This is a genomic window from Streptococcus pacificus, assembly GCF_016481305.1.
Taxonomy (GTDB): domain Bacteria; phylum Bacillota; class Bacilli; order Lactobacillales; family Streptococcaceae; genus Streptococcus; species Streptococcus pacificus.
The window spans coordinates 468875-493632 of record NZ_JAENBO010000001.1; the positions used below are offsets into that span (position 1 = coordinate 468875).

General features: G+C 33.1%; 26 protein-coding genes. 17 read left to right on the forward strand and 9 right to left on the reverse strand.

The genetic code is table 11. The features are described 5' to 3' along the window. Positions 1-20: 20 nt before the first annotated feature. The 5 genes from JHK62_RS02125 (at position 21) to radC (ending at position 4244) form a co-directional block, all read left to right on the forward strand. Positions 21-659, forward strand: coding sequence for a GDSL-type esterase/lipase family protein (locus JHK62_RS02125; protein ID WP_199575029.1), 639 nt, complete (start codon positions 21-23; stop codon positions 657-659). Positions 660-674: 15 nt separating this feature from the next. After that, on the forward strand, positions 675-1061 hold the full coding sequence (locus tag JHK62_RS02130; protein ID WP_246447862.1) for a hypothetical protein: 387 nt from the start codon (positions 675-677) through the stop codon (positions 1059-1061). 413 nt (positions 1062-1474) lie between these two features. Continuing rightward, positions 1475-2299, forward strand: a complete 825-nt coding sequence (locus JHK62_RS02135; RefSeq protein ID WP_199575030.1) for a Cof-type HAD-IIB family hydrolase — start codon at positions 1475-1477, stop codon at positions 2297-2299. 39 nt (positions 2300-2338) lie between these two features. Next, positions 2339-3487, forward strand: coding sequence for an AI-2E family transporter (locus JHK62_RS02140; protein WP_199575031.1), 1149 nt, complete (start codon positions 2339-2341; stop codon positions 3485-3487). Between the two features lie 76 nt (positions 3488-3563). Continuing rightward, positions 3564-4244 carry a RadC family protein gene (radC, locus tag JHK62_RS02145; RefSeq protein WP_199575032.1) on the forward strand — a complete coding sequence of 227 codons (681 nt, stop codon included), beginning with the start codon at positions 3564-3566 and terminating at the stop codon, positions 4242-4244. A 34-nt stretch (positions 4245-4278) separates the two neighbouring features. Here the strand turns inward: radC and JHK62_RS02150 are convergent, their stop codons facing one another. From JHK62_RS02150 to JHK62_RS02170, 5 genes are all read right to left on the reverse strand, one after another. After that, positions 4279-4920 (reverse strand): redox-sensing transcriptional repressor Rex, encoded by a 642-nt coding sequence (locus JHK62_RS02150; RefSeq protein ID WP_199575033.1) that lies wholly within the window; start codon positions 4918-4920, stop codon positions 4279-4281. Positions 4921-5037: 117 nt separating this feature from the next. After that, a complete protein-coding gene (locus tag JHK62_RS02155; protein WP_199575034.1) occupies positions 5038-5385 on the reverse strand; it encodes a DUF1831 domain-containing protein in 348 nt (115 codons plus the stop codon). A 1-nt stretch (position 5386) separates the two neighbouring features. Continuing rightward, positions 5387-6502 carry a cysteine desulfurase family protein gene (locus tag JHK62_RS02160; RefSeq protein WP_199575035.1) on the reverse strand — a complete coding sequence of 372 codons (1116 nt, stop codon included), beginning with the start codon at positions 6500-6502 and terminating at the stop codon, positions 5387-5389. 2 nt (positions 6503-6504) lie between these two features. Beyond that, entirely contained in the window at positions 6505-7482 is a 978-nt protein-coding gene (locus tag JHK62_RS02165) for a ribose-phosphate diphosphokinase (RefSeq protein ID WP_199575036.1), read from the reverse strand. An 82-nt stretch (positions 7483-7564) separates the two neighbouring features. Next, the gene (locus JHK62_RS02170; protein WP_199575037.1) at positions 7565-8134 is read right to left on the reverse strand and encodes a CYTH domain-containing protein; all 570 of its coding nucleotides are present in this window, start codon (positions 8132-8134) and stop codon (positions 7565-7567) included. A gap of 94 nt (positions 8135-8228) precedes the next feature. Here JHK62_RS02170 and yjbM point away from each other — a divergent pair, with 94 nt between their 5' ends. The 5 genes from yjbM to pepC all read left to right on the forward strand — a co-directional run bounded on the left by yjbM (position 8229) and on the right by pepC (position 13052). After that, the gene (yjbM, locus tag JHK62_RS02175) at positions 8229-8900 is read left to right on the forward strand and encodes a GTP diphosphokinase (protein ID WP_199575038.1); all 672 of its coding nucleotides are present in this window, start codon (positions 8229-8231) and stop codon (positions 8898-8900) included. Continuing rightward, positions 8875-9708 (forward strand): NAD kinase, encoded by an 834-nt coding sequence (locus JHK62_RS02180; protein WP_199575039.1) that lies wholly within the window; start codon positions 8875-8877, stop codon positions 9706-9708. The genes yjbM and JHK62_RS02180 overlap by 26 nt, the downstream gene beginning before the upstream one ends. After that, positions 9705-10595: an RluA family pseudouridine synthase gene (locus tag JHK62_RS02185; RefSeq protein ID WP_199575040.1), complete on the forward strand. Its 891-nt coding sequence runs from the start codon at positions 9705-9707 to the stop codon at positions 10593-10595. Before JHK62_RS02180 ends, JHK62_RS02185 begins: the two co-directional genes overlap by 4 nt. A 10-nt stretch (positions 10596-10605) precedes the next feature. Beyond that, a complete protein-coding gene (pta, locus tag JHK62_RS02190; RefSeq protein ID WP_199575242.1) occupies positions 10606-11592 on the forward strand; it encodes a phosphate acetyltransferase in 987 nt (328 codons plus the stop codon). Between the two features lie 128 nt (positions 11593-11720). Next, positions 11721-13052 carry an aminopeptidase C gene (gene pepC / locus JHK62_RS02195; RefSeq protein WP_199575041.1) on the forward strand — a complete coding sequence of 444 codons (1332 nt, stop codon included), beginning with the start codon at positions 11721-11723 and terminating at the stop codon, positions 13050-13052. A 38-nt stretch (positions 13053-13090) separates the two neighbouring features. Here the strand turns inward: pepC and JHK62_RS02200 are convergent, their stop codons facing one another. The 3 genes from JHK62_RS02200 to JHK62_RS02210 form a co-directional block, all read right to left on the reverse strand. After that, positions 13091-14701, reverse strand: coding sequence for an ABC transporter permease (locus tag JHK62_RS02200; protein WP_199575042.1), 1611 nt, complete (start codon positions 14699-14701; stop codon positions 13091-13093). Continuing rightward, positions 14698-15444, reverse strand: a complete 747-nt coding sequence (locus JHK62_RS02205) for an ABC transporter ATP-binding protein (protein WP_199575043.1) — start codon at positions 15442-15444, stop codon at positions 14698-14700. Before JHK62_RS02205 ends, JHK62_RS02200 begins: the two co-directional genes overlap by 4 nt. A 118-nt stretch (positions 15445-15562) precedes the next feature. Further along, the gene (locus JHK62_RS02210; RefSeq protein ID WP_199575044.1) at positions 15563-16294 is read right to left on the reverse strand and encodes a hypothetical protein; all 732 of its coding nucleotides are present in this window, start codon (positions 16292-16294) and stop codon (positions 15563-15565) included. A gap of 189 nt (positions 16295-16483) precedes the next feature. Between JHK62_RS02210 and adhP the strand changes: the two genes are divergently transcribed. The 6 genes from adhP (at position 16484) to JHK62_RS02240 (ending at position 23655) form a co-directional block, all read left to right on the forward strand. After that, positions 16484-17500 carry an alcohol dehydrogenase AdhP gene (adhP, locus tag JHK62_RS02215; RefSeq protein WP_199575045.1) on the forward strand — a complete coding sequence of 339 codons (1017 nt, stop codon included), beginning with the start codon at positions 16484-16486 and terminating at the stop codon, positions 17498-17500. A gap of 133 nt (positions 17501-17633) precedes the next feature. Continuing rightward, positions 17634-18359 (forward strand): ABC transporter ATP-binding protein, encoded by a 726-nt coding sequence (locus tag JHK62_RS02220; RefSeq protein WP_199575046.1) that lies wholly within the window; start codon positions 17634-17636, stop codon positions 18357-18359. Then, complete coding sequence (locus tag JHK62_RS02225; protein ID WP_199575243.1) at positions 18356-19882, forward strand: glycine betaine ABC transporter substrate-binding protein; 1527 nt, start codon at positions 18356-18358, stop codon at positions 19880-19882. The genes JHK62_RS02220 and JHK62_RS02225 overlap by 4 nt, the downstream gene beginning before the upstream one ends. A gap of 174 nt (positions 19883-20056) precedes the next feature. Beyond that, positions 20057-21217 carry an MFS transporter gene (locus JHK62_RS02230; protein ID WP_199575047.1) on the forward strand — a complete coding sequence of 387 codons (1161 nt, stop codon included), beginning with the start codon at positions 20057-20059 and terminating at the stop codon, positions 21215-21217. A gap of 141 nt (positions 21218-21358) precedes the next feature. Further along, positions 21359-22606 (forward strand): MFS transporter, encoded by a 1248-nt coding sequence (locus JHK62_RS02235; protein WP_199575048.1) that lies wholly within the window; start codon positions 21359-21361, stop codon positions 22604-22606. Beyond that, positions 22603-23655: an ArsR/SmtB family transcription factor gene (locus tag JHK62_RS02240; protein WP_199575049.1), complete on the forward strand. Its 1053-nt coding sequence runs from the start codon at positions 22603-22605 to the stop codon at positions 23653-23655. The genes JHK62_RS02235 and JHK62_RS02240 overlap by 4 nt, the downstream gene beginning before the upstream one ends. 20 nt (positions 23656-23675) lie before the next feature. Here the strand turns inward: JHK62_RS02240 and JHK62_RS02245 are convergent, their stop codons facing one another. Continuing rightward, positions 23676-23861, reverse strand: a complete 186-nt coding sequence (locus JHK62_RS02245) for a 4-oxalocrotonate tautomerase (protein WP_199575050.1) — start codon at positions 23859-23861, stop codon at positions 23676-23678. A 504-nt stretch (positions 23862-24365) separates the two neighbouring features. Between JHK62_RS02245 and JHK62_RS07885 the strand changes: the two genes are divergently transcribed. Then, on the forward strand, positions 24366-24740 hold the full coding sequence (locus tag JHK62_RS07885) for an AAA family ATPase (RefSeq protein ID WP_246447865.1): 375 nt from the start codon (positions 24366-24368) through the stop codon (positions 24738-24740). Positions 24741-24758: the final 18 nt, after the last annotated feature.

Genomic DNA, 24758 nt, shown 5'->3' on the forward strand with positions numbered 1-24758 from the left:
ATCTGGGAGGGGAATTAATAATGTCAAACGAAAAAATGATGCGTTATTACTTTAAAATTCAAAACGATAAAAGACAAGCCTATCAAATCGAAAATAGATGCACTTTAAGGTTTCCTGAGATTATCTTTATAGGAGACTCTATTGTAGAATTTTTCAAGTTGGAAGACTATTTCAAAACAGCAAAAGTCTTAGCTAATAGAGGGATTTCTGCCTATACTTCAGAAATTTTACTCGAGTACTTAGACACTCATGTTTTTGGTGACCAACTAAAAACAGTCTTTATCTTGATTGGTACCAATGACATTGGACTTTCAATACCAAAAGAAAAAACGATTCAAAACCTTCAAAAAATCATCGATAAAATTAAAAAAGAGTATCCTCATGTGGCGATTGTTTTGCTAGAAATTCTACCTGTTAATACAGCACAATTTGATTTAAGTAGATTCGGCATGAGAGATAATCAGACAATTGCTAGTTTAAATAGTGCTTATGAAGACTTGACTCATCAATTTGATCAGGTGACACTTTTACGAACTCATAACGCTTTTTTAGATAATGAAGGACAATTAACTGTTGATTATACAAAGGATGGCCTTCATCTGTCAGATAAAGGCTATCAAGTCCTTGCAGAGTTGATCAATCAAACTGACTTGCTATAAGAATTGGAGACTATTTTGAAAAAGAAATTGCTTTTTGTCCTTATACCAATGATCTTAGTCGGTGGAATATTTATGACTTTTAGTCTAAATAACAGTAAAATAGAAGAAGATAATTGGAAGAAAGAACAAGAAGAACGAGTTGCTTTATATCTTATTAATAATTTTGATTTAGCAGATGGTAGTGACATTGAAGAAATTGAAGTAGTTGATTTTGAAAAAAATTCAATGACGGGTACTTGGTGGATTACTCTTTGTGTAAATAATAAATATAATATGGATTTTTCACTAACCAAATCTAATAATAATCTTCGAACATCACACTATTCACCAATAGATTTTATAGATAAAACAACTATTGGTACTTTAACTGAATTACCAGTAAAATTGAAATATATAAAGTGATCATTGAAGATACTTTATATTAAACTAGATTAAGTTTTCATGTTGTTTTGTATGATATTGTAACAGATAATAAATTTATCATTTTCTAGGAATGATAATTTGAACTATTAAAACTAAATGAAATAGACGTTGATAAAAAAATTAAAGCGGTTGGTATTGATTCGAAAGAACAATTGGAATTCATTAATAGTCAGTTTGATGCCTCCATTAAAGGGGAATGGTCTCGAAAAGTTTGCGAGACTGTTTCATCTGAAAGTAAAAGTTATCTTGATTTATAAGTTTTATTGAGTAGTAATAGTGATTAATGAATGAGTGGTGCTTTTTCTTGCATCACTATTTTTGTGTAATTATGGTATAATACAGTGAAAGAAAATCATCTTACGATGATTGTTTTGAAAGGATGTAGTTTTTAAATGGCTGTAAAGCTAATTGCTTGTGATATGGATGGGACCTTGTTAGATAACAAAGGTAGTTATGATCGTTCTCGATTTGAAAAGATGTTAAATTCACTCAAAGAAAAAGACATCAAATTTTTGGTGGCAACTGGTAATAATATAGGACGTCTTTCTCTGATGTTTGATGGCCTTTTTGATGATTTAAGTTTTGTTGCTGAAAATGGGTCGCACTTGTTAGAAAATGGAAAAACATTTTCTCGTAAAGGTATTTCAGATGATCTTGTTTGTGATTTTTTAGACTTTTACCATGATAAATTAGTTGATTACCGCGTGATGATTTCTACTGCCGAATCGTCATATGTTCTTGAAGGTGCAACATTTGATTTTTCAAGAGCAGCCATCGAAAAAGAACAACTTGATAAGTTTTTAAGTCGGATAAAATTGCTTAAATCATTTTCAGAGTTACCAAACGAACCTTTTTTGAAAATTAATATGGCAATTCCGGTTAAACATGAAAATGAAATCATTTCATCTTTCAACCGTAACTTTAAAGGCCCCTTAACTGCAGTAACCAGTGGTTATGGTGCTGTAGATGTCACACCTAAAGGAATTCACAAAGCTTGGGGAATCGAGCAATTTATGAAAAAATGGCATATCAAGCCAGAAGAAGTGATGGCTTTTGGCGACGCTCCTAATGATATTGAGATGTTAAAACTTGCAAAATATTCATATGCCATGGCAAATGCCCCACAAGATGTGAAAGACAGCGGCCATTTTATTGCTCCTAGTAATGACGACAATGGTGTGTTTAGAGTCATTGAAACACAAATACTAGAACGATAGAAAGTTTTGTTTTTACCACTCATTGTTTAAGGAGAACAAATGAAATTAAATAAAATTTATTTTTACTATGTTATTTTAACGTTTGCGCTTTGCTATGCCATTATGACCTATTGGTCAACAGGTGAAGGCATTTTAAGAACTCTTTATCAAGCAGCGACACCTTTTTTGATGGGAGCAGCAGTGGCTTTTGTTGTCAATATTGTAATGACTGCCTATGAAAGATTGTTTTCGATGATTTTTCCACCTAAAAAGCATGAGAAAGTTAAAAAATCATTGGCTATGCTTTTAGCTTATGCTACTTTTATTATTGTAGCAACTCTTATTTTTACTATCGTTTTACCAGATCTGATTTCAAGTTTAAAATCCTTACTATCAATTAATCCGTCAGATATTCAAAGAATTATTGATGATTTGCAAAATAACGAAATGGTTTCTCGAGTCTTGACATTATTTGGAACCGAAACTGAACTTAGTCAGTTGATTAGCCAGTACAGCAAACAAGTTTTAGAGCAATTCTTATCTGTTTTAACAGGTGTTTTATCTTCGGTCACATCAATTGCATCGACTTTATTGTCCGTTTTTGTTAGTCTAGTATTCTCCATTTACGTTTTAGGGAATAAAGAAAAACTTAAGTATCAATTTAACCTACTCGTTTCGACTTATTTGGAGAAATATGAAGAGAAAATTCATTACCTCACAGATATTTTGAACAAACGGTTTCACAGTTTCTTTGTTAGTCAAACGTTAGAAGCGATGATTCTTGGTAGTTTATCAACTATAGGAATGATGATTCTTGGTTTACCATATTCAGCGACAATTGGGATTTTAATTGCCTTTACAGCCATTATTCCTGTCGTTGGTCCTTATATCGGGGTGACTATTGGTGCTATTTTGATTATGACACAATCCTTATCCCAAGCGCTAGTCTTTCTGATTTTTGTTGTTATTTTACAACAATTTGAGGGCAATGTGATTTATCCAAGGGTCGTTGGCGGCTCTATTGGCCTTCCTTCCATGTGGGTATTGTTATCAATTGCCATAGGAGCATCCTTGTATGGCGTTTTAGGGATGTTATTATCTGTTCCATTGTCAGCCAGTCTTTATCAAATTATAAAAGATAATGTTGCCAAAAAACAAGCAAAAAAAGCTTTGGCTAAAGTAGTTGAAGCTAAGGAACAAACCTCATAAATGGTTAACTAAAAAAACCTTATCCATTGGATAAGGTTTTTAATGTCTATAACGAATAATATAGTAGAGGTGATTTATGTATAAGATAAGATTTGAAAAAGAAGCCATTTTGCCAAGAGAGCGTTTAGTTGTAGAAGGAGCTGAAAGTTTAAGCAACCAGGAACTACTTGCCATTATTCTAAGGACTGGAAACAAAAAAGAGTCAGTTCTAAATATGGCAAACTCTATTCTAACAAAAGTAGAAACCATTGGTGCCTTTAAGCATCTCTCCTTGCAGGAACTTCAAACAATATTTGGGATAGGCAATATTCGTTCTATTGAAATTAAAGCCATGATTGAATTTGCAACTAGAATTAAAGAAGCTGAGATAAAAAAAACAGATCAGTTGCTTAGCAGTGAAAAGTTAGCCAGACAAATGATGCTTGAGTTGGGTGATAAAAGACAAGAAGAATTAAGGGCTATTTACCTTGATACCCAAAATCGTATTATTGAACAAAAAACAATTTTTATTGGCACTGTCAGACGTTCACTCGCTGAGCCTAGAGAAATTCTTCATTATGCCTGTAAGGCTATGGCGACCTCTTTAATTGTTGTCCATAACCATCCATCAAATTCATGCTATCCTAGTGAAAATGATAAATTATTTACTGATAAGATAAAGAGAACATGTGAGGATTTAGGGATTGTCTTTCTAGATCATATTATTGTTGGGCAAACAAACTATTATAGTTTTAGAGAGGAAGATGATTTGTTTTAAACTAAAAACAGTAGAGAGGCTCTACTGTTTAGAATTAGTCTTCGTTATGATTCATAAAGTATAATAGTGTTTGAAGCTCACTTGTTAAATCAACATATTGTGAGACAACGTTTTTTGGCAAGGTTAGGTTGACAGGTGAAAAACTTAAAATTCCTCTGATTCCAGCATCAACTAAGATTTCAGCTACCTCTTGAGCTTTATTGCTGGGAACAGTTAAAATCGCAGTTTCAATATTGGTTTTTTTGAGATATTTTTTGATATCAGAAATATCATAAATGGGAATGCCATCAGAAGTAGTCGTTCCTACCAACTCATTTTCCTTGACATCAAATGCCATTGCAATTTTCATTTTATTACGTTCATGAAAGCGATAATTTAAAAGGGCACCACCAAGTTTTCCAACGCCAACTAAAAGTACATTGGTAATGGCATTGTCATTTAAAATATCAGCAAAAAAATTCATTAGTTTTTGAACATCATAACCAAAGCCACGACGTCCTAGTTCGCCAAAGTAAGAGAAGTCTCTTCTAACAGTAGCAGAGTCAATACCAATTGCTTCAGCGATTTGTTTTGAGTTTGCTTTTTTTATATTATCAGCGTTAAAACGTTTAAAAATACGATAGTATAGAGATAACCGTTTTGCTGTTGCGTTAGGAATCATTTTATCAGAAGCCATTATAACACTCTCTTTCAATCTTCATAAGTCTATTGTAAAAAAAGGTTGTGAAAAATGCAACAAATAAACCTTAATTTTCTAAATATTTTATAAAAAGAAGCCCTGAAAGGCTTCTTTTTACTTTTCAATTTTTTCAAAAATGTCACGTTCTACTAAACTATTCATTAAGAAATAGAATTTATCCTGTAAGATTTTATGATCATCAGATTTAAAGATATTAACATGGCGTAAGCCAGATTTATCCGTAATCGTTAACTTAAACCCAGTTAAGTCAGAATTAATTGTTATTTTAAGTGGGAATCCCTCTTTAGAGTTAGGAACTTTTTCAAGTAAACGATTGAGTTCGTAATTACCAACCTTATTTTGAATAAAAGTAGTATCGCGTAGTGTGTATTTTTTGATATTTGGACTAATTCTATAGCCATATTGACTATCTTTTAAATAAACTTCTTTTTCAAATGCCATTTTATTTACCTATTATTTCTTTTATTTTTGTTGTTAGTTGAATCACTTCATCAGTAGTATTGAATTCAGAAAAACTGATTCTAATGGATTCTTTTAATTTTTCAGAGTCTTTACCATAAAAGGCTGCAAGTACATGACTTGGTTCTATATTCCCAGCTGTACAAGCAGAACCAGTTGAGACAGCAAAACCTGCTAAGTCAAGTTGAGTTAATAAAATAGAGTTATTGACGTTAGGAAAACCAATATTAACAATATAAGCAAGTCCATCTATGGGACTGTTGAGATAGTAATCAACATTACTTAATTGTTCTAAGAAAAGGTTTCTCAAGGATGTGACGTGGTCATAGTTTTCTTTTTGATGCGATAAACTATCATCTAACGCTTGCGCCATTCCCATTAAACCAACGAGATTTTCAGTACCGGCTCTTTTTTTATCTTCTTGATCGCCACCATGAAGTAGTTTTGTCAGATGTAAAGGTTTTGAATAAAGAATACCAATACCTGTAGGACCATGAAATTTATGAGCTGATAACGACATTAAATCAATACCAAGTTCATTAGGGTAAACTGGCACCTTTCCCATTGCCTGTACGGCATCAACATGAAAAACCGCTTGGTGATTTTTTAAGAGTTCACCAATAGCCTTTATTGGAAATTGATGACCCGTTTCGTTATTGGTATGCATAATGCTAACTAGTATGGTGTCATCTCTTAAAGCTTCTTTTACTTGGCTAGCACTGATTGTTCCATCAATCGGTGATAAGTATGTTACTTCAAAGCCATAATTTTTTTCTAAGTAACCCATAACATCAAAAACAGAGTGATGTTCAACGCTAGTAGTAATGAGATGCTTACCTTTATTCTCGTTTGCTAGCGCATAGCCTTTGATGGCTGTGTTATTACTTTCGGTTGCACCAGAAGTCAAAATAAGATCTCTAGTATCAACTTTTAAAAGCTTAGCAATTTTTTCCTTACCTTCTCTTAAGAGTTGATTGCTTTTTCTACCATATTGGTGAATACTAGAGGGATTAGCAGGTGAAGAATTCATCACCTTGGTCATCTCTTCAATGACTGATGGTGTTAAAAAAGTAGTTGATGCATTATCAAAATAGGGCATTATTAACCTTCTTTATTCTCAGCATGGTAAGCAAACAATGGGCTGAGTGGTTGTTTTTCATGGATACGAATAATAGCATCCGCAATTAATTCACTTGCTGAAATATAGTGAGCATTTTTAGGAATACGAACATTTGAGCAAACAGAGTCTGTAATAATGATTTCTTTAATTGGTGCAGCTTCTAAGATATCAGCAGCACCGCCTGCAAATAAGCCGTGACTAGCTACTGCATAAATCTCAGTAACACCACCACGTTCAAGAATTTTAGCGGCTTCAGCAAATGTCTTGCCGGTGTTCAAAATATCATCCACTAAAATAGCTTTTTTACCAGCTACTTCACCAATGATGTAACCTTCTTCTCGTTCGCTATCATCCATAGAATAATCAATAATTGCTAAAGGAGAATATAAAATTTCAGCAAGACTACGGGCACGTTTTATTCCTGAATTTTTTGGACTGACAACAACGACATTTTCACCAATCAATCCTTTATCAACATAACTTTTAGCAAATAATGGAATGGTAAGAAGATTATCAACTGGAATATCAAAGAAACCCTGAACCTGTGAAGCATGAAGATCTAATGTTAAAACACGGTCGACTCCAGCTTTTACAAGCATATTGGCAACTAATTTAGCAGTGATAGGCTCTCTTGCTGCAGCAATTCTGTCTTGTCTTGAATAACCAAAATAAGGGATAACAACATTAACAGAATGAGCACTTGCGCGTTTACATGCATCAACCATGATTAATAATTCCCAGAGGTGATCATTCACAGGGTAGCTAGTTGATTGGATGATGAAAATATCATCACCACGAACACTCTCTTCAATATTTATCATTATTTCCCCATCTGAAAATTGTTTTGAAGACAGCTTACCAAGTGGGATTCCAGCAGCTTCTGCAATTTTTTCAGCTATTTCAGTATTAGATGTGAGAGAAAAAAGTTTGAGTTGCTTATCAGCATATCGTTGTGTCATTATTGTTTTGCTCCTTTTTATGATAACTCTATTTTAACAAAAAACCTTGAAGATTTCAGTGATTTTTTTAAAATCATTCAACTTAATCGGTATGTAAAAATTGATAAACCCTAGCAACCTTACTTTTGGCATATTTAAATTGAATCTGATGTTGCTTTAAAAAGGCCTCAAAGTCTAGTTTCCCTTGCTTTGCGTCAGTAACCTCTAATTCTAATTCATAGTCAGTCTTGTCTTCATATGAGTTTTGATCTAAGGCTAATAAGCCAATTTCTAATCTAGTTTCTCGACGCTTTGTGGTCAATGATCCCCATACTTTAATGGTCGATAAGTCAATCTTAGTATTTTCTAAGATATTTTTAATTTTAGACTTCGGTAACTTAATATCAGCGATTAAATGATCAGCTTCCTCTAAGGAGAGGGGAAGATTGTATTCATAGTTACCAACTTTTTGAGGCACTTTTAAGGTTAGTTCTGCAGAAGAGTCATAGGTTCTAATGCGTAGTGACATTTTCTGCCTTTTAATATCCTGATTGGGGTTATCAATGTAGTAATTAGTTTGAGTGACTATTGGTATATGTTTAAATGTCTGATCGAGTTTTTCAAACTCATCTTTACTAAGTAATGTTTTATATTCTATCTCCAAATGGTTCATGTCGATTTCCTTTAACTCTTATTTTTATGGTATAATAAATTGTTACATTAATTTTATAAAAAAGTTAATACTTTTACAAGAAAGGTGTGCTCTAATGGTCGAAAATTGGGAGGAGTTTTTAGATCCTTATATTCAAACAGTTGGAGAACTAAAGATTAAATTACGGGGTGTGAGAAAACAGTTTCGAAAGCAGAAGCTACATTCTCCGATAGAATTTGTCACAGGACGGGTTAAATCTGTTGAAAGTATTAAAGAAAAGATGGTTGTTCGTTCCATAAGTGAAGAGAACCTGGCAAGTGACATGCAAGATATTGCCGGTCTTAGAATAATGGTTCAGTTTGTTGATGATATCTATGAGGTACTTGAATTACTAAGAAACAGAAAAGATATGTCCATTGTTATTGAGCGCGATTACATCAATAACAAAAAAGAAAGTGGCTATCGTTCTTATCATGTTATTGTTGAATACCCAGTTGAGACAATTACAGGTCAAAAAAAAGTTTTAGCAGAAATTCAAATTAGAACCTTAGCAATGAACTTTTGGGCAACAATTGAACATTCCCTTAATTACAAATATAAGGGCGAGTTCCCAGATGAGATTAAAGAACGCCTAGAAATTACCGCAAGAATTGCATTTCAACTCGATGAAGAGATGCGTAAAATTAGAGATGATATCAGAGAAGCTCAGCTTTTATTTGATTCAGAAACTAGAAAATTAAACGATGGTGTAGGAAATAGTGATGACACAGATGAATTATACAGATAAGATAAGAGTAGCCATTATTGCTAACGGCAAGTACGAAAGTAAGCGTGTTGCCTCAAAGTTATTTACGGCTTTTCGCAATGACCCAAAATTTTACTTAAGCAAAAAGAATCCTGATGTTGTCATTACTATTGGTGGTGATGGCATGCTCTTATCTGCTTTTCATATGTATGAAACTGAGCTAGATAAGGTTAGATTTGTTGGTATTCACACTGGTCATTTAGGCTTCTACGCAGATTACCAGGATTTTGAAGTAGATACTTTATTAAAACGTTTACGCCTTGATAGCGGTAGTAAAGTGACTTACCCTGTTTTAAAAGTAACAATTACACTTTTAGATGAAAGAGTTATTACCGCTCTTGCCCTTAATGAAGGGACCATTAAACGCGTTGAGAAGACCATGGTTGCAGATGTCATTATTAATCATGTGAAGCTAGAACGTTTTAGAGGAGACGGGCTTTCTGTGTCAACCCCAACTGGTAGCACAGCCTATAATAAATCTCTAGGTGGAGCTATTCTTCATCCAACAATTGAAGCTCTCCAATTGACAGAAATCGCTAGTTTAAACAATCGTGTCTATCGTACCTTGGGAAGTTCTGTAGTTGTTCCTAAAAAGGACAAGATTGAAATTATTCCAAAAAGAAGAGGTAATTACATTATTTCATTAGATAATCGTACTTTTTCTTACAAGAATGTTGCCAAAATTGAGTTTGAAATTGCTGATCAGAAAGTGAATTTTGTTGAAACGGTAAGCCATACAAGTTTTTGGCAACGCGTTAAAGATGCATTTATCGGAGAAGATGAGGCATGATATTTGAATTTAGCGCCCATCGCTCCTGCAAAGTAAAGACTCTTTTAAAGGAACATGATATTTCAAGAGGCTTGCTTGCTAAGATAAAATATAAAGGTGGTAATATTTGGGTAAATGGTGTTGAGCAAAATGCTGTTTACGATTTGAAAGAAGGAGATATTGTTACTGTCGCTATTCCCGACGAACCACCTTATGACAAATTAAAAGCGGTTGCCTTCTCGCTTGATATTGTCTATGAAGATGAGCATTATCTGGTAATTAATAAACCAGTTGGCTATGCGAGTATTCCTAGTGCTATTCATGACAATACTATTGCTAATTTTGTGAAATATTATATTACTAAACAAGGCTATCAGAATCAACAAATTCATATTGTCACAAGATTAGATAGAGATACAAGTGGCTTAATGTTGTTTGCAAAACATGGCTATGCGCATGCAAGACTTGATAAACAACTGCAAACTAAAGCTATCCAAAAACGGTATTATGCTTTGGTTGATGGAGAAACAGATTTGCCACAAATTGGTGAGATAACAGCACCAATTGCCCGTGATGTTGATAGTATTATCACAAGACGTGTTCATGAATCTGGAAAACCGGCGAGAACAAGTTTTAAAGTCGTCGAGCAGTATGGGACAGTGAAGCTTGTCGATATAGAACTTCATACGGGAAGAACTCATCAAATTAGAGTGCATTTCTCACATATAGGGCACCCTTTACTAGGTGATGATCTCTACGGTGGTTCTTTGGACAAGGGAATTAAACGCCAGGCGCTTCATTGTCATTATTTATCGTTTGTAGACCCTTTCACAAATCAATTGATGTCATTTTCAAGTGGCTTGACAGATGACTTTGAAAGAGTTATTCTATATTTAAAAAATCAATAAGGATGGTATGATGAAAACATTATTTGACACATTAACTGAAAAGATTGCTGGTAAAAATCTTAAAATTGTTTTTCCTGAAGGCGATGATGAGCGCGTGATTAGAGCAGCTGGTCGCTTAAAAACTGAAGGTATCTTAGAGCCAATCATTCTTGGTGATGAAGTTTTGGTAAAAGCTCTTTTAATTGAACAAGGCTTTCCGATGAAAAATATCACTATCATTGACCCTAATGATTATGTTCACTTTGAATATATGAAGCAAGAATTTTTGGAATTGCGTAAGGGTAAAGTGAATGAAGATCAAGCAGATGAAATTTTAAAAGATGTTAACTATTTTGGTGTTATGCTTGTTCAAATGGGTCTTGCTGATGGTATGGTGAGTGGTGCGGCGCATTCAACAGCTGATACTGTTCGTCCTGCACTTCAAATCATTAAAACTAAACCAGGTATCTCAAGAACATCAGGTGTTTTCATCATGAATCGTGAGACTACCAATGAAAAATTAATGTTTGCCGACTGTGCGATTAATATTGATCCAGCAGCTAATGAATTAGCAGAAATTGCTGTCAATACTGCTGAAACTGCTAAAATCTTTGATATTGAACCTCGTGTCGCTATGTTAAGTTTTTCATCAAAAGGAAGTGGTAAATCACCAGCAGTTGACAAGGTAGCACAAGCCACTCAAATGGCTAAGGAACTTGCACCAAATCTTAACATTGATGGTGAATTACAATTTGATGCGGCATATGTTCCAGCAGCTGCTAAAATTAAAGCTCCTGGTAGTCGTGTGGCGGGTTATGCTAATGTCTTTGTCTTCCCAGATCTTCAATCAGGAAATATCGGGTACAAAATTGCTGAACGTTTAGGAATGTTTGAAGCCATTGGTCCAATTTTACAAGGGTTAAACAAACCTGTTAATGATCTTTCAAGAGGCTCAAATGATGAAGATATATACAAATTAGCCATTATTACTGCAGCACAAGCGCTTGATAATCAATAAGATTAAGAACATTAAAACCCAAAATTTATTTTGGGTTTTTTATATTGTTTCTTTGTTTTTACTTGATTATCTTTACCAATATAATATAATAAATACTATATTATTATTTAGAAGAAAAGGAGTAATCGATGAAAAATATTACGAACGATTTTACGGAAAAATTATTTAAACATTATGAAGAAAATGCTAAGTTTCATGCTGTTGAAAATGCTGTCACCCACAATGGATTGTTAAAATCACTTGAAACACGTCAAAGTGCTATTGAAAATCATTATGCTTTTTCTATTGATTTGACAAAAGATCCTGTTGCCAACCAAAAAGCTTCAGGTCGTTGCTGGATGTTTGCTGCACTTAATACTTTTCGTCATAAATTAATTCATGACTATCAATTAGAAAATTTTGAATTATCTCAAGCACATACTTTTTTCTGGGATAAGTATGAAAAGTCAAATTGGTTCTTAGAACAAATTATTGCAACAGCTGACCAAGAATTGGGAAGTAGAAAAGTAAAATTCCTTTTAGACACACCACAACAAGACGGTGGACAATGGGATATGGTTGTTTCTTTATTTGAAAAATACGGTGTTGTACCAAAAGCGATTTATCCAGAATCAATCTCTTCAAGTGCCAGTCGTGAATTAAACACTTATCTTAATAAATTATTGCGCCAATACGCACAAGAATTAAGAGATCTTGTAGCTTCAAAAGCTTCTGATGAAGATATTCAAGCCAAAAAAGAAACTTTCCTTCAAGAAATTTTCAATTTCTTAGCAATGAATCTTGGATTGCCACCACGCCAGTTCAATTTTTCATATCGCGATAAGAATGATAAATATGTTACTGAAAAAAATATCACACCACAAGCTTTTTATAACAAATATGTTGGCCTAAAATTATCTGATTATGTTTCAATTATCAATGCACCAACTGCTGATAAACCTTTCGGAAAATCATATACAGTTGAACTCTTAGGTAATGTGGTTGGTAGTCGTGATGTTAAATATCTAAACCTTGAGATGGAACGTTTTAAAGAATTAGCCATCAAGCAAATGCAACTTGGTGAGACTGTCTGGTTTGGTTGTGATGTTGGACAATCAAGTGATCGTAAAAATGGTGTCATGGCTTTAAATACTTATGACTTTTCATCAAGTATGGACATCTCTCTGACTCAAGATAAGGCTGGACGCCTTGATTATAGCGAAAGTCTAATGACTCATGCAATGGTCTTAACTGGGGTTGATTTGGATGAAAATGGTGAACCATTAAAATGGAAGATTGAAAATTCTTGGGGTGAAAAAGTTGGTGAGAAAGGCTATTTTGTTGCAAGCGATGCTTGGATGGACGAATACACTTACCAAATCGTTGTTAGAAAAGAACTCTTAACCAAAGAAGAATTAGCTGCTTATGAAGCAGCACCAAAAGTGTTGGCACCTTGGGATCCAATGGGAGCTTTAGCTTAATAAAAATAAGACTACTGAAAAATCAGTAGTCTTATTTTTTATGGTAATTGATTCCAAAATCTTTTCTTGATGCGTAAGTGTAAGAATAAAAGCAAAGGCATAATAACAATCATATTAATAATGCTTATTGCTAGTGGGTCATAAATCCTACTAAAATGAACTTCAGCCATGATTAGTACAGCACCAAGAATAAAATTGCCAAAAATGATTCCGACAGTTAACCATTTTCCTCTTCCTCTAGAAAATAATTGTGTAATATTTTGCCAATTAAGTGATAATAGTTTATAGTCCCTTTGATAAAGCCATTCGCTACTTAAATAGGATGATAATAAAAGTCCCATAAGAAAGAAGAGATATAGCATAATTGGGATATGTAAAAAAACGAAAGCAACAATAGTATAAACAATTAATGGAATGGAAAGCTGGAGGAGTAGAAGTGAGTAGAATTTTTGTTTAAGAAAGAATGAAAAACTTAATGGTAAGGTTTTAATAAAGTGAAAGTTTTCGCGTTCTAAAGACATTGCTACCCCAATAAAACTAGAAGGCGATGAGGTAAAGTTACCTAAAATAACACCAAATAGAAAGGCTATACCAAAATAGCTTAGACTAAAAGATAAATTATAACCGGCACTTTCATAGTTAAATAATGGTCTTAAGAAAGAAAATGGTAAAAGAATTGGGATCAAAAAACTTTGAACAATTAAAGTACCGTTGATAATAGTTGAAAAATGGTGTTTTAGTAATAAAATGTTTGCATCTGAAACATTTTTTGGTTTTCTTTTTTTAGTCTTAGAGCTTTTTTGTAAGTCAATGCTTTTTAATTGTTCGATATAATTAGGAATGATATTCTTTTTGATATATAGCATCAAACCTAACAGTAACACAAAGCCTAACCAAAAATTTATTAGACTAGAAAAGCTAAATGGATTAACAACCACATCGTAAAATCCTCTAAAGTAAGGGATATTAGGGAATAAATTTGTGCTATTTTCTATCGTAATTTGAGCACTCACATTTTGAATCATAATGACCATTGTTAAAGAAATAATGGTAGAAACAATCATAATAGTCGTTGAAATAAATTTTTTGTAGGGACTTTCAACGAGAATGTTACCAGTCAAATTAATGAGAATAATGGCGATAGAATTTATGAGTAGAATTAATACAAAAAATAATAAGATGGCAAGAAGTATACCTATGATGAAGCCAAATCTTTGTCCAAAAGCAATACAAAACAAAGCAAAAAGTGGCATTAAAAACATGAGTGAATTGCCTTGAGACGATAATAGTTTAGCGAGATAAACTTCTTGGGACTTGATTGGTAAAGGTAAATAGAGGTCACTATCTTTACTATCATAAAAAACAGAAAAAAGTGTTGAAAAGCCTTGAATAATAGAAATCAGTGAAAAAACAGCGACTTGAATAGAAAATAAACCTGTATGAACCCTATAATCAATACCAATAAAAAGATAGAGGAGAATAAAAGAAAAAATGACCATTCCTAGTAGTTGTTGTTGCATCATTTTCTTATAAACAGAAATTTTTTTATCGGGATATTTTTTTTGTTTATTTCTTAAAGCAGTGGCAGCTTGAGGATTAGTGTAAAGAATATTAATTTTTATGAGTTCCCAAATGTTTGACCAGTTCATTTAGACACACCTGCCTCTTGTTTGCCATTTTTTCCGGCAAGTTCAAGATAAATAGCTTCAAGATCCTTGTCGGGATGATTTTCTTTTAATTCAGATAAGGTGCCAACAAAAATTAACTTTCCTTTTCTTAGAATACCAATGCGATCACAAAGTTGTTCAGCGACGGACAAAACATGCGTTGAAAAAAGAACGGTATTACCTTCTTTGGCATGTTTTTTCATCATTTCTTTTAAATCAAAGGATGCTTGAGGGTCAAGACCAGTTAAAGGCTCATCTAGAATCCAAATATCAGGATTCGGAATCAGTGCACCAATAATCATCGCTTTTTGTCGCATCCCGTGAGAGAAGCTGTCGATGGTTTCATGTTGCTTGTCAGAAATATCAAAAATGTTAGTTAACTCGCTAATTCTGTTTTCGGTGACATCATCAGGAACACCATAAATTTTAGCAATAAAATGCCAATATTCATTAGCTGATAAACTCAGAAAAATATCTGGAGAGTCTGCGACATAGGCAATTTTTTTCTTTATCTCGTCTCGGTTTTCGTCAAGAGATAAATTATCGACTAAAATTTTTCCGTAACTTGGCTCGATAATAGAGGTTAAAAGGCTTATGGTTGTGGTTTTACCAGCACCATTGTGACCGATTAATCCAAAAATTTCACCATCATTAATGGTTAAATTGAGGTCGCTTAGTGCGTCAAAATCACCGTAACGTTTTGTGATGTGATCAAAAGTAATCATTTATGACAATCCTTTCAAATTATTCAGAATTATTGTACTGTAGGTATAGTACAAAAGTCAAGTGAAAACGGGATTAATCATTAATTTAAAAGAAAAAAGGGACTTGTTAGTCCCTTTGTTATAGATCAAAGTCATCATTTTTAATAGAGGCACCTGAGGTCACATCTGACCAAGGCACAATGGCTTGACCTGTTTCATTTAGATAATTTTTAAGAATTGGTTTTAAATCAAGAACATTTTCAACTATTCCTTGATAACGCTTATTTTCATCGTAAAGTCCTTGAAAATGCTGTATTAACATTTTTTCAGAGGTCATTGTTGGAATCGTTAAAGTAAAGGAATGGCTTGCTGATTTTTTAACCTCATCAACAATCCAATCGTCAATCGCTTCCTTTGGCTGACTCTCAATAGAAAATTCATTATCGGCTTTATGATTACTGTAGTCAAGCCTGTTGTTCTCGTCATAAATAGAAAGATTATAGGGCAAGTGCTCCAAAAGAGTTTTTTGCAGTTGACTTAAAAATAAGAAAAGGCGATTACTGATTAAAAGAATACTCTCTGGATTTATAAACGCTTCAGAAAGGTTCGAAATATAAACAACATTATTGCCATGAATCGGTTTTTCACTAAATATAAAAGAAGGTAAATCAGCATCCATACTTGAAAAAGCTAATAAGCCATCATAATTCTTTTTGGCTAAGACATTTTCAAGAACTTCGTGTCTTACATCTAGTAGTTCAATACGACAGATAGCTGAAAAGGAGTCTGCAAGTCTTTCAAAAAATTTTTGATGATGTAAAGAATTGCTCTCACTGTCCCAAACAGCTAATAGATAAAGTTTTTTAATCATACTTTTATCATAATCACTTATGAGTAAAAAATCAACAGGAAAGTTTATTTAGTTTGTTAACTAGTTAACAAAAAGTTGTTAAAAACATCACAATTCTCTTTGACTTTTAAAATAAGAGAAGTATAATAATATTGAAAACGATTTCACAAAATGAAATTTCTCAAAATAAAATAGATAAAGGAGAGCAAAATGAAAGCTGTCGTTGTTAATCAAGCATCAAATGGTGTTGAGGTTGTCAGCCACGAGTTACCAAAAATTGGTCATGGTGAGGCCTTAGTTAAAGTTGAATATTGTGGTGTTTGCCATACGGATTTGCATGTTGCAAACGGTGATTTTGGAAAAGTTCCAGGTCGTATTTTGGGACATGAAGGTATTGGTATTGTCACAGAGGTGGCTGATGATGTCACTTCTTTAAAAGTTGGTGATCGTGTGTCAATTGCCTGGTTCTTTGAAGGATGTGGGCACTGTGAATATTGTACAACTGGCCGTGAAACACTTTGTCGTTCAGTTAAAAATGCTGGTTATAGTGTTGATGGTGGTATGAGTGAGTATGCTGTAGTAACGGCTGATTATGCAGTTAAAGTGCCAGATGGTCTAGACCCAGCTCAAGCAAGTTCTATAACTTGTGCAGGTGTCACAACTTATAAGGCTATTAAAGAAGGAGGGGCGGCTCCAGGTCAATGGATTGCTATTTATGGGGCAGGAGGTCTTGGTAATTTAGCTATTCAATACGCTAAAAAAGTTTTCAATGCACATGTGGTAGCTATTGATATTAACAATGATAAATTGGACCTAGCTAAACAAGTTGGAGCTGATTTAGTCGTTAACGGAAAAGAAATTGAAGATGTTGCAGGATTTATCCAAGAAAAAACAGGAGGATGTCATTCAGCAGTTGTTACTGCAGTTTCAAAAGTTGCCTTCAATCAAGCGGTTGATAGTGTTCGAGCAGGTGGGACAGTAGTTGCTGTTGGTTTACCTTCTGAAATGATGGATGTTTCCATTGTTAAAACGGTTTTAGACAGTATTAAAATTGTTGGGTCACTGGTTGGAACAAGAAAAGACTTAGAAGAAGCTTTCCAATTTGGTGCTGAAGGTCTTGTTGTACCAGTTGTTGAAAAATGTCCAGTTGTTGATGCTCCTGCAATTTTTGATGAAATGGAAAAAGGATTAATTCAAGGACGTAAAGTTTTAGATTTTAGTTTATAAATTTTAAAATAATCTGTAAAAATGATGGCATTTTGTCATCATTTTTTAATTAAAATAATTGTTGATTTTATCTGTCTATGGTAACATAATTGAGATAGGAATTTTTCCTATTTTCCTAACGAAAGGATTAGAAATGATAAAATTTAAAGACATCATTAAAAAGTATGATGACAATACGATTATTAATCATTTATCATTAACCATAGAACAAGGTGAAATCTTTGTTTTGGTTGGCCCAAGTGGCAGTGGTAAAACAACCTTATTAAAAATGATCAATCGCTTGATTGAACCTACTTCAGGCAGTATTTACTTTCAAGAGCAATTGATACATGAACTTGTTCCGAGAGAATTAAGACTACAGATGGGCTATGTGTTGCAACAAATTGCTCTTTTTCCAAATATGACTGTTGCAGAAAATATTGGCCTAATCCCTGAAATGAAGGGCTGGTCTAAGAAAGAACGTCTTGAAAAAACAACACTTCTACTTGATAAAGTTGGTCTTTTAGCCAGTAAGTATTTAAAACGTTACCCGAGTGAACTTTCTGGTGGTGAACAACAACGTATTGGTATTTTAAGAGCCATTATCACCAATCCTAAAGTCTTGCTAATGGACGAGCCTTTTAGTGCCCTAGATCCCATTTCAAGAAAACAACTACAAGATTTAACGCTATCCTTACAAAAAGAATTTGGGATGACCGTTGTTTTTGTAACACATGATATTGATGAAGCGCTTCGTTTGGGTGATCGTATTGCTGTTTTAAATAAGGGAGAAATCGTTCAAGTAGGCGCACCTGAAGAATTGCTTGACTCCCCTAAGAATGACTTTGTCAAAAGTCTTTTTAAAGGAGGAAGATTATAATGCCTTTAATTGACACTTTTAACGAAAGATTTTCTGATTGGACAAATGCACTGGTAGAACATCTACAAATTTCTTTATTGGCTTTGTTAATTTCTGTGTTCATTGCGGTTCCTTTAGCTGTTTTACTGGCAAAGAATAAAAAAGTATCTGAGCTCGTCTTACATATCGCTGGTATTTTTCAGACCGTACCTTCTTTAGCCCTTTTAGGCTTGTTTATTCCTTTTATGGGGATTGGAACGGTACCAGCTGTCTCAACCTTGATTATTTATTCCTTGTTTCCAATCCTCCAAAATACGATTACGGCTTTAAGAGGAATTGATCCTAGCTTGAAAGAAGCAGCAACAGCGTTTGGGATGACACGTTGGGAGAAACTAAAGAAGTTTGAAATCCCAATCAGCATGCCTGTCATTATGTCTGGTATTAGAACATCTGCGGTTATGATTATTGGAACGGCGACTTTAGCTGCTCTTATCGGTGCAGGTGGTCTAGGATCGTTTATCCTACTTGGCATTGATAGAAATAATACCAGTCTCATCTTAATTGGTGCCTTATCATCAGCCTTTCTAGCCATTATCTTTAATCTCGTTTTAGGATATTTAGAAAAAGCGAGATTAAGACGTATTATGGCTGTCTTTCTTGCCATGATTGTAGGTTTGGTTATTAGTTTTTTACCAGACTTACACATGATGCCAAATCAAAATCAAAAAGAGATTATTATTGCTGGGAAATTGGGACCAGAACCCGAAATCCTCAGTAATATGTACAAAGAATTAATTGAAGATAAATCAGATATCACAGTTACTCTAAAACCTAATTTTGGGAAAACAACGTTTTTATATGAAGCTTTAAAATCGGGTGATATCGATGCCTATGTTGAGTACACAGGAACTGTGACATCAAGCCTTTTAAAAAATCCTGTCGAAGTTTCAAATGATCCAGATGAAGTCTACGAACTGGCTAAAACAGAAATCAATAAGCAAGATCAACTCGCTTATTTAAAACCAATGCTCTTTCAAAACACGTACGCTTTAGCGGTTACAAGAGATTTAGCTGAAAAGTATGACTTAAAAACGATTTCTGATTTGAATAAAGTTGGCCCAGAAGTTGTAGCTGGATTTACACTGGAGTTTAACGATCGTGAGGATGGCTATAAGGGACTCCAATCCTTATATGGCTTGAACTTAAATGTTAAGACAATGGAGCCAGCTCTTCGTTATCAAGCAATTTCTTCAGGAGATATCCAGATAATGGATGCTTACTCAACCGACAGTGAAATTAAAGAGTTTGATCTCGTCTTATTAAAAGATGACAAACAGCTTTTCCCTCCTTATCAAGGAGCACCGCTTCTTAGAAATGATGTTCTAGAAAAATATCCTGAACTCAGAGCTATTTTTGAGGAACTCTCTGGCAAAATTACTGAAGAAGAAATGAGTGAGATGAATTATCAAGTGAAAGCTCAAGGCAAATCTGCCAAAGAAGTTGCACACGACTATCTCGTTAGCCATCAATTGATTTCAGAATAAAAATAATAAATGAAAACAGTCATTAACTAACTTATTTTGATGACTGGAAATACTTTAAAAGTATGAAGCTAAGAATTTTTTTCTTGGCTTTTTATTTGTCTTTACAATTAGTCTAAAAATGATAAACTAGTAAAAGCATAACAAGTCTATAATATATAAAAATGGTAGGTAAGCATGCTTAAAAAACGACGACAGCAATATTTTAGTTATTTTCTTATGTATAACTTTTATTTTTTAGCCTGGTCTCTATTTTCGACCTTAATTTCAGTTTATCTTTTAAATAGTGGGTTTAGACCTAGCCAAGTATCAATGGTTGTTTCAATGTCGTTTTTGGCTTCAATGATAGGACAACCCTTTATTGGCTATCTTAATGACCGTTACAACAATAAAAAAGTCATTCTAACCTTGTTTTCTCTTTCAATTTTTGGAGGCGTTGGCATGCTGTTAGCAGACAATATCTGGGTGATTACACTTTGTTATAGCTGGGTTTTACTCACCTTAAATGGAAACAGTCCAGCGCTTGAACATATTGCAGCTACCGGCCAATTCCCTTATGGCAGGATTAGAATTTGGGGAACGATTGGTTTTGCAACAGGGGCTCAATTAGCAGGATTCTTGTATGATCAAATTGCGCCAAAGTCGATTTTTATCGCTTTTCTTATTGGTATTGGTCTTTCTTTTATTGGTGTTTTAGGCATACCAATTGCTAATGAACATAAAAACCATGACAATTCCCAAAAACTAAGACCAACTGTACTTTTTTATAACAAGCCCTTTCTACGTTATTTATTAGTGTCGGCTCTTGTGTCTGGTGTCATGATGTCAGGTCACACCTTTGTTCCAGCACTATTACAAGATAGTGGTTTGTCTGTTGGGCATGCCTCAACGGTTGTTGCCATTGCGGTTATCTGTGAAGCACCTCTCATCTTTTTCTCTTATTATTTCATGGATAAGTACACTAGTAAAACGCTTCTTTTTTTACCAATCCTATTATTTGGATTGCAGTATAGTGTTTATGCGCTTAACATTGGCATTTTTTCTAAAATCATTGTCACTTTATTAGCTAAACATACAGGCTCCATGCTGTTCATCATGGTTAATCTTAAAATTATTTCCTCATTAGTTGATAAAAAAATAGTTATCACGGCATTAGCAGTCGCACAAACGGTCTTGAGTTTATCATCTATCGTTTTTCAAAATATTATCGGTTTTATTTTAGATTACTCTAGTTATGAAGTGATGGCATGGTTTTTAGTGGCAACGCTAATTCTAGCTTTTATTTTAGTTAAAATAATACCTCTTCCAGATGGTAAAGAACAACAATTATTTAGTTAAAAAGTACTCTTAGGAAAATTCCTAAGAGTTTTTATTAAATAATCATTTAACTTTATATAAGTATTGTCTTAATTTTATTAAAATGATATCATCTAATTAAACAAATGTTTAATATTCTGATATAATGTTAAAGGAGTACTTATGAAAAAAGTTTTTCGTAATTCATTATTCATGTTAAGCTTTCTTTCGGACATGATTTCAAATTTTGGTGATATTCTTTATTACTATGCCCTTATGAACTATGTTCTCTTAATTCCTAAAACAAACATTGCAGTAGCACTTGTCAGTATTTCTGAAGCCTTGCCGATTGTGACAGGATTTTTTATGGGGATATATGCTGATAAGACCAAAAATAAAGTGGATACGATTTTGTACACACTGATTTTTAGATTTTGCTTATATGCAGTAGTTGGTATCTTAATGGGCTTTCAACCGGCCCTTTGGATAGTCATTATCGCTATTCTTATTAATCTTTTTTCAGATGTTTCAGGGCAATATGAAAATGGTTTGTTTACACCGCTTAGTCTAAGAATTGTCTCAGATGATGATAGAGAAGCAGCCATTAGTTTTAGACAGGCAGCAGGTTCTGCTTTGTCAATTATTTTACAACCAACAGGTGCGGTATTAATCACTTGGTTGAGTTTCCAACAGTTAGCCTTTGCTAACGCAGGGACCTTTGCCTTAGCTGGGCTGATTATTTATAGCATTCGTTCAAAATTACAAGGATTGTTAGTGGAAAAACCCATTGAAATCACGACTCATGAAGTAAATCAATCAATCTTTAAAAGCATGAAAGAAAATATCTTCTTAATCTTTCAAGAACTGAAAAAAATTCCTGAAGTTAAATTTTCTATGGTCATTGCGCCAATTTTTAATGGTTTATTCAGCATATTAGGGGTTGTTGTTATCTTGTTAATCAATCAAGACCCTAATTTTGTTATTATTAATGTTCCAACAACCATTATGGCATTGCCTCTTTCTTTTACTTTAGGGACAATCATAGGCAGTTTTTTAGCACCTAATGTGTTTAAAAATATCTCACTAATAAAAATGATTTTCATCATTGCTTTTTTCCCACCAATTATCTTTTTATGTTTGCTTTGGCACAATAGTTATATCTTTATGACGTTTATATTAATCATGGCGATACTATCAGCCGTCATTAACCCTAAGATGTCCGCAAAATTAATGAATAGTCTTCCTGAAGATAAGATTGCTAGTCTGATGTCAGGGATTGGTTCCTATTTTCAATTAGGAACAATTGCAGCAAGACTCTTGATTTCTGCCTTAGTCATCGTTTTACCTCTTAATCTTATTTTACTAACCTTTTTAGTAGGTTCTATTCTATTACTTATCTATACCATTTATAAAGCAAGGAGTTTAAAATGACAATAAAACAAAGTAACGACCACCAAAGTATGATTTTAGAATTTTTAATAGCACCTGTTTTTTTCAATTCACCTTTTGAAGATTATCTTGTTGATATGACTAGTAAACAAAAAGAAATATTGTTAGACACGCTATCAGACACCGATCAACTAATAGAACTTTTTTCAAAGCATCAAGAACAAATAAAGCAATTTTATCTAGCTATTCCTTATAATAGTTCAATTACTTCGGCCTTGTATTTTTATCTTCTTAATCAAAAGAAAGATCCAAAGACAATAAAAGAAGTAGTGACTTTATTTAAAAAACTAAGTGAAGAAGAAGTCAAATATGTTTTGTCTTTATTAATTAGTAATGATTTTTCAGAAACAAGTGAAAAAGAATTTAACTATATCACTGCAATTGAAACATCCGATTTAAAAGCCGATGAAAAATGGTATTGGCTACAAGCTTTTAAGCATCCTCAAGAGTTTATGACTGGTCTTTGTGACTTAATCCTTGCCTTCCAACCAATCTATCAACCCTTTTATCAAAAATATCAAAAAGAAAGAGAAGAGTTTGCCAAAAGATTTGATGTTAAAAAAACATATTTAAAGATTCCTAATATTTCTAAAGAATTTATTACAAATTTGCTTGATTCACCCTATAAAATTTTCTTTTTAAGTCCTTATTTAATACGATTGTCAATTACTAAGATATCTTCATTAGTTAATGTTCCCTATTTAATCATTGCTTCAAGTAGAATTAATGAGATTTATGACGCCAATGATAAGCTTGATAATGAGGACTTGACTTCAGTTTTAAAAATTATGAGTGATGTTACCAGATACGAGATTTTTGCTGCTTTAACTAAGCCAGATATTAAAATTAAAACCATTGCAGAAAATCTTGGAATAACAAGTTCTGCGGTAACCTTTCACACGCAAAAATTAGTCAATTCTAAACTCTTAACAATCAATAAAACTGATGATAATGTTAAATACAATCTTAATAAAGAATTGTTAAAAGATGTTATAAAAAAATTAGAAAACGACTTATTAGATGAGAATTAAAAAAGGTTAAGCAGTAATGCTTAACCTTTTCGTTTGATTTCACCATGAGGAAAGTAACTTCCTTCAACCATATCATTGATGATAATATGAATATTTTCTTTAGGCGCATTAGTGTGTTTTGACACAACCTCAGCAACTTCACGCGCCAAATTTATTTTTTGTTCTTGACTACGTCCTTCAAATAAATCAATTTTTACAAACGGCATAGCAGTCTCCTTTCATTTTTCTTAGAATAGCATAAATCATTTAAAATGAAAAGTGAACTTCATTTAAATAAAAAGTGTCTACACCATTAGTTTGATAATTAACATTAAATAAAAAAATAATATAAACTTATAGTCATAGATTAGTAGATTATGATAGAAACATTGTATGAATGAATTATTAATTAATGAGTTAACAATAGACTGGAGTAAGATAGATAAAAAGAATTACATCAAGAGTATTTCTTCTTTCAAAAATTTTGAAAAATTAGTATTTGATAATCCTATTTCATTTTTTTCAGGAGAAAATGGTTGAGGTAAATCAACCCTTCTTGAAGCAATTATCATTGGTTATGGATTTAATCCAGAAGGAGGAAGTCTTAATTATCAATTTTCAACCTATGATTCGCACTCTAATCTAAATAATTCTATTAGACTTGCAAAAACTCCAATCAATAAAAATGGAGCTATTTTTTACGGGCAGAAAGTTTTTATAATGTAGCTTCTATGGAAGAAGAATACTTCTTATCAAGTTCAAAAAAATATCACTCAAAATCACACGGGGAAGCATTTTTAACATTAATTCAAGGTTCTTTTAATAAGAAAGGATTATATATTATTGATGAACCTAAAGTGGGGATTTCTCCACAAAGAATGTTAACGTTGATGTTTGAAATTAAAAAAAGTATTTTAAATGGCACTCAATTTATTATTGCTACACATTCGCCTATATTACTTGGATTTCCAAATGTTACAATTTTTAATTTCGATGAAAGTGGTATTAATACCATTTCTTATGAAGAAACATCAGCTTATGAAATAACAAAACTATTTATTGAAAATAAAGAAACCATTTTAAACGAATTATTTAAAGAAAATTAATAAAAACATATAATTAAT

What these genes read in the sequence shown, in the direction of transcription:
- JHK62_RS02245 (WP_199575050.1), bottom strand. Translation starts at nt 23,861, where the DNA reads ATGCCGTTTGTAAAAATTGATTTATTTGAAGGACGTAGTCAAGAACAA.
- JHK62_RS02170 (WP_199575037.1), bottom strand. Translation starts at nt 8,134, where the DNA reads ATGAACCATTTGGAGATAGAATATAAAACATTACTTAGTAAAGATGAG.
- JHK62_RS02205 (WP_199575043.1), bottom strand. Translation starts at nt 15,444, where the DNA reads ATGATTACTTTTGATCACATCACAAAACGTTACGGTGATTTTGACGCA.
- JHK62_RS02230 (WP_199575047.1), top strand. Translation starts at nt 20,057, where the DNA reads ATGCTTAAAAAACGACGACAGCAATATTTTAGTTATTTTCTTATGTAT.
- JHK62_RS02155 (WP_199575034.1), bottom strand. Translation starts at nt 5,385, where the DNA reads ATGGCATTTGAAAAAGAAGTTTATTTAAAAGATAGTCAATATGGCTAT.
- pepC (WP_199575041.1), top strand. Translation starts at nt 11,721, where the DNA reads ATGAAAAATATTACGAACGATTTTACGGAAAAATTATTTAAACATTAT.
- JHK62_RS02240 (WP_199575049.1), top strand. Translation starts at nt 22,603, where the DNA reads ATGACAATAAAACAAAGTAACGACCACCAAAGTATGATTTTAGAATTT.
- JHK62_RS02125 (WP_199575029.1), top strand. Translation starts at nt 21, where the DNA reads ATGTCAAACGAAAAAATGATGCGTTATTACTTTAAAATTCAAAACGAT.
- JHK62_RS02220 (WP_199575046.1), top strand. Translation starts at nt 17,634, where the DNA reads ATGATAAAATTTAAAGACATCATTAAAAAGTATGATGACAATACGATT.
- JHK62_RS02140 (WP_199575031.1), top strand. Translation starts at nt 2,339, where the DNA reads ATGAAATTAAATAAAATTTATTTTTACTATGTTATTTTAACGTTTGCG.
- JHK62_RS02185 (WP_199575040.1), top strand. Translation starts at nt 9,705, where the DNA reads ATGATATTTGAATTTAGCGCCCATCGCTCCTGCAAAGTAAAGACTCTT.
- pta (WP_199575242.1), top strand. Translation starts at nt 10,606, where the DNA reads ATGAAAACATTATTTGACACATTAACTGAAAAGATTGCTGGTAAAAAT.
- yjbM (WP_199575038.1), top strand. Translation starts at nt 8,229, where the DNA reads ATGGTCGAAAATTGGGAGGAGTTTTTAGATCCTTATATTCAAACAGTT.
- radC (WP_199575032.1), top strand. Translation starts at nt 3,564, where the DNA reads ATGTATAAGATAAGATTTGAAAAAGAAGCCATTTTGCCAAGAGAGCGT.
- JHK62_RS02165 (WP_199575036.1), bottom strand. Translation starts at nt 7,482, where the DNA reads ATGACACAACGATATGCTGATAAGCAACTCAAACTTTTTTCTCTCACA.
- JHK62_RS02235 (WP_199575048.1), top strand. Translation starts at nt 21,359, where the DNA reads ATGAAAAAAGTTTTTCGTAATTCATTATTCATGTTAAGCTTTCTTTCG.
- JHK62_RS02135 (WP_199575030.1), top strand. Translation starts at nt 1,475, where the DNA reads ATGGCTGTAAAGCTAATTGCTTGTGATATGGATGGGACCTTGTTAGAT.
- adhP (WP_199575045.1), top strand. Translation starts at nt 16,484, where the DNA reads ATGAAAGCTGTCGTTGTTAATCAAGCATCAAATGGTGTTGAGGTTGTC.
- JHK62_RS02210 (WP_199575044.1), bottom strand. Translation starts at nt 16,294, where the DNA reads ATGATTAAAAAACTTTATCTATTAGCTGTTTGGGACAGTGAGAGCAAT.
- JHK62_RS02200 (WP_199575042.1), bottom strand. Translation starts at nt 14,701, where the DNA reads ATGAACTGGTCAAACATTTGGGAACTCATAAAAATTAATATTCTTTAC.
- JHK62_RS02180 (WP_199575039.1), top strand. Translation starts at nt 8,875, where the DNA reads ATGACACAGATGAATTATACAGATAAGATAAGAGTAGCCATTATTGCT.
- JHK62_RS02150 (WP_199575033.1), bottom strand. Translation starts at nt 4,920, where the DNA reads ATGGCTTCTGATAAAATGATTCCTAACGCAACAGCAAAACGGTTATCT.
- JHK62_RS02160 (WP_199575035.1), bottom strand. Translation starts at nt 6,502, where the DNA reads ATGCCCTATTTTGATAATGCATCAACTACTTTTTTAACACCATCAGTC.
- JHK62_RS07885 (WP_246447865.1), top strand. Translation starts at nt 24,366, where the DNA reads ATGGAAGAAGAATACTTCTTATCAAGTTCAAAAAAATATCACTCAAAA.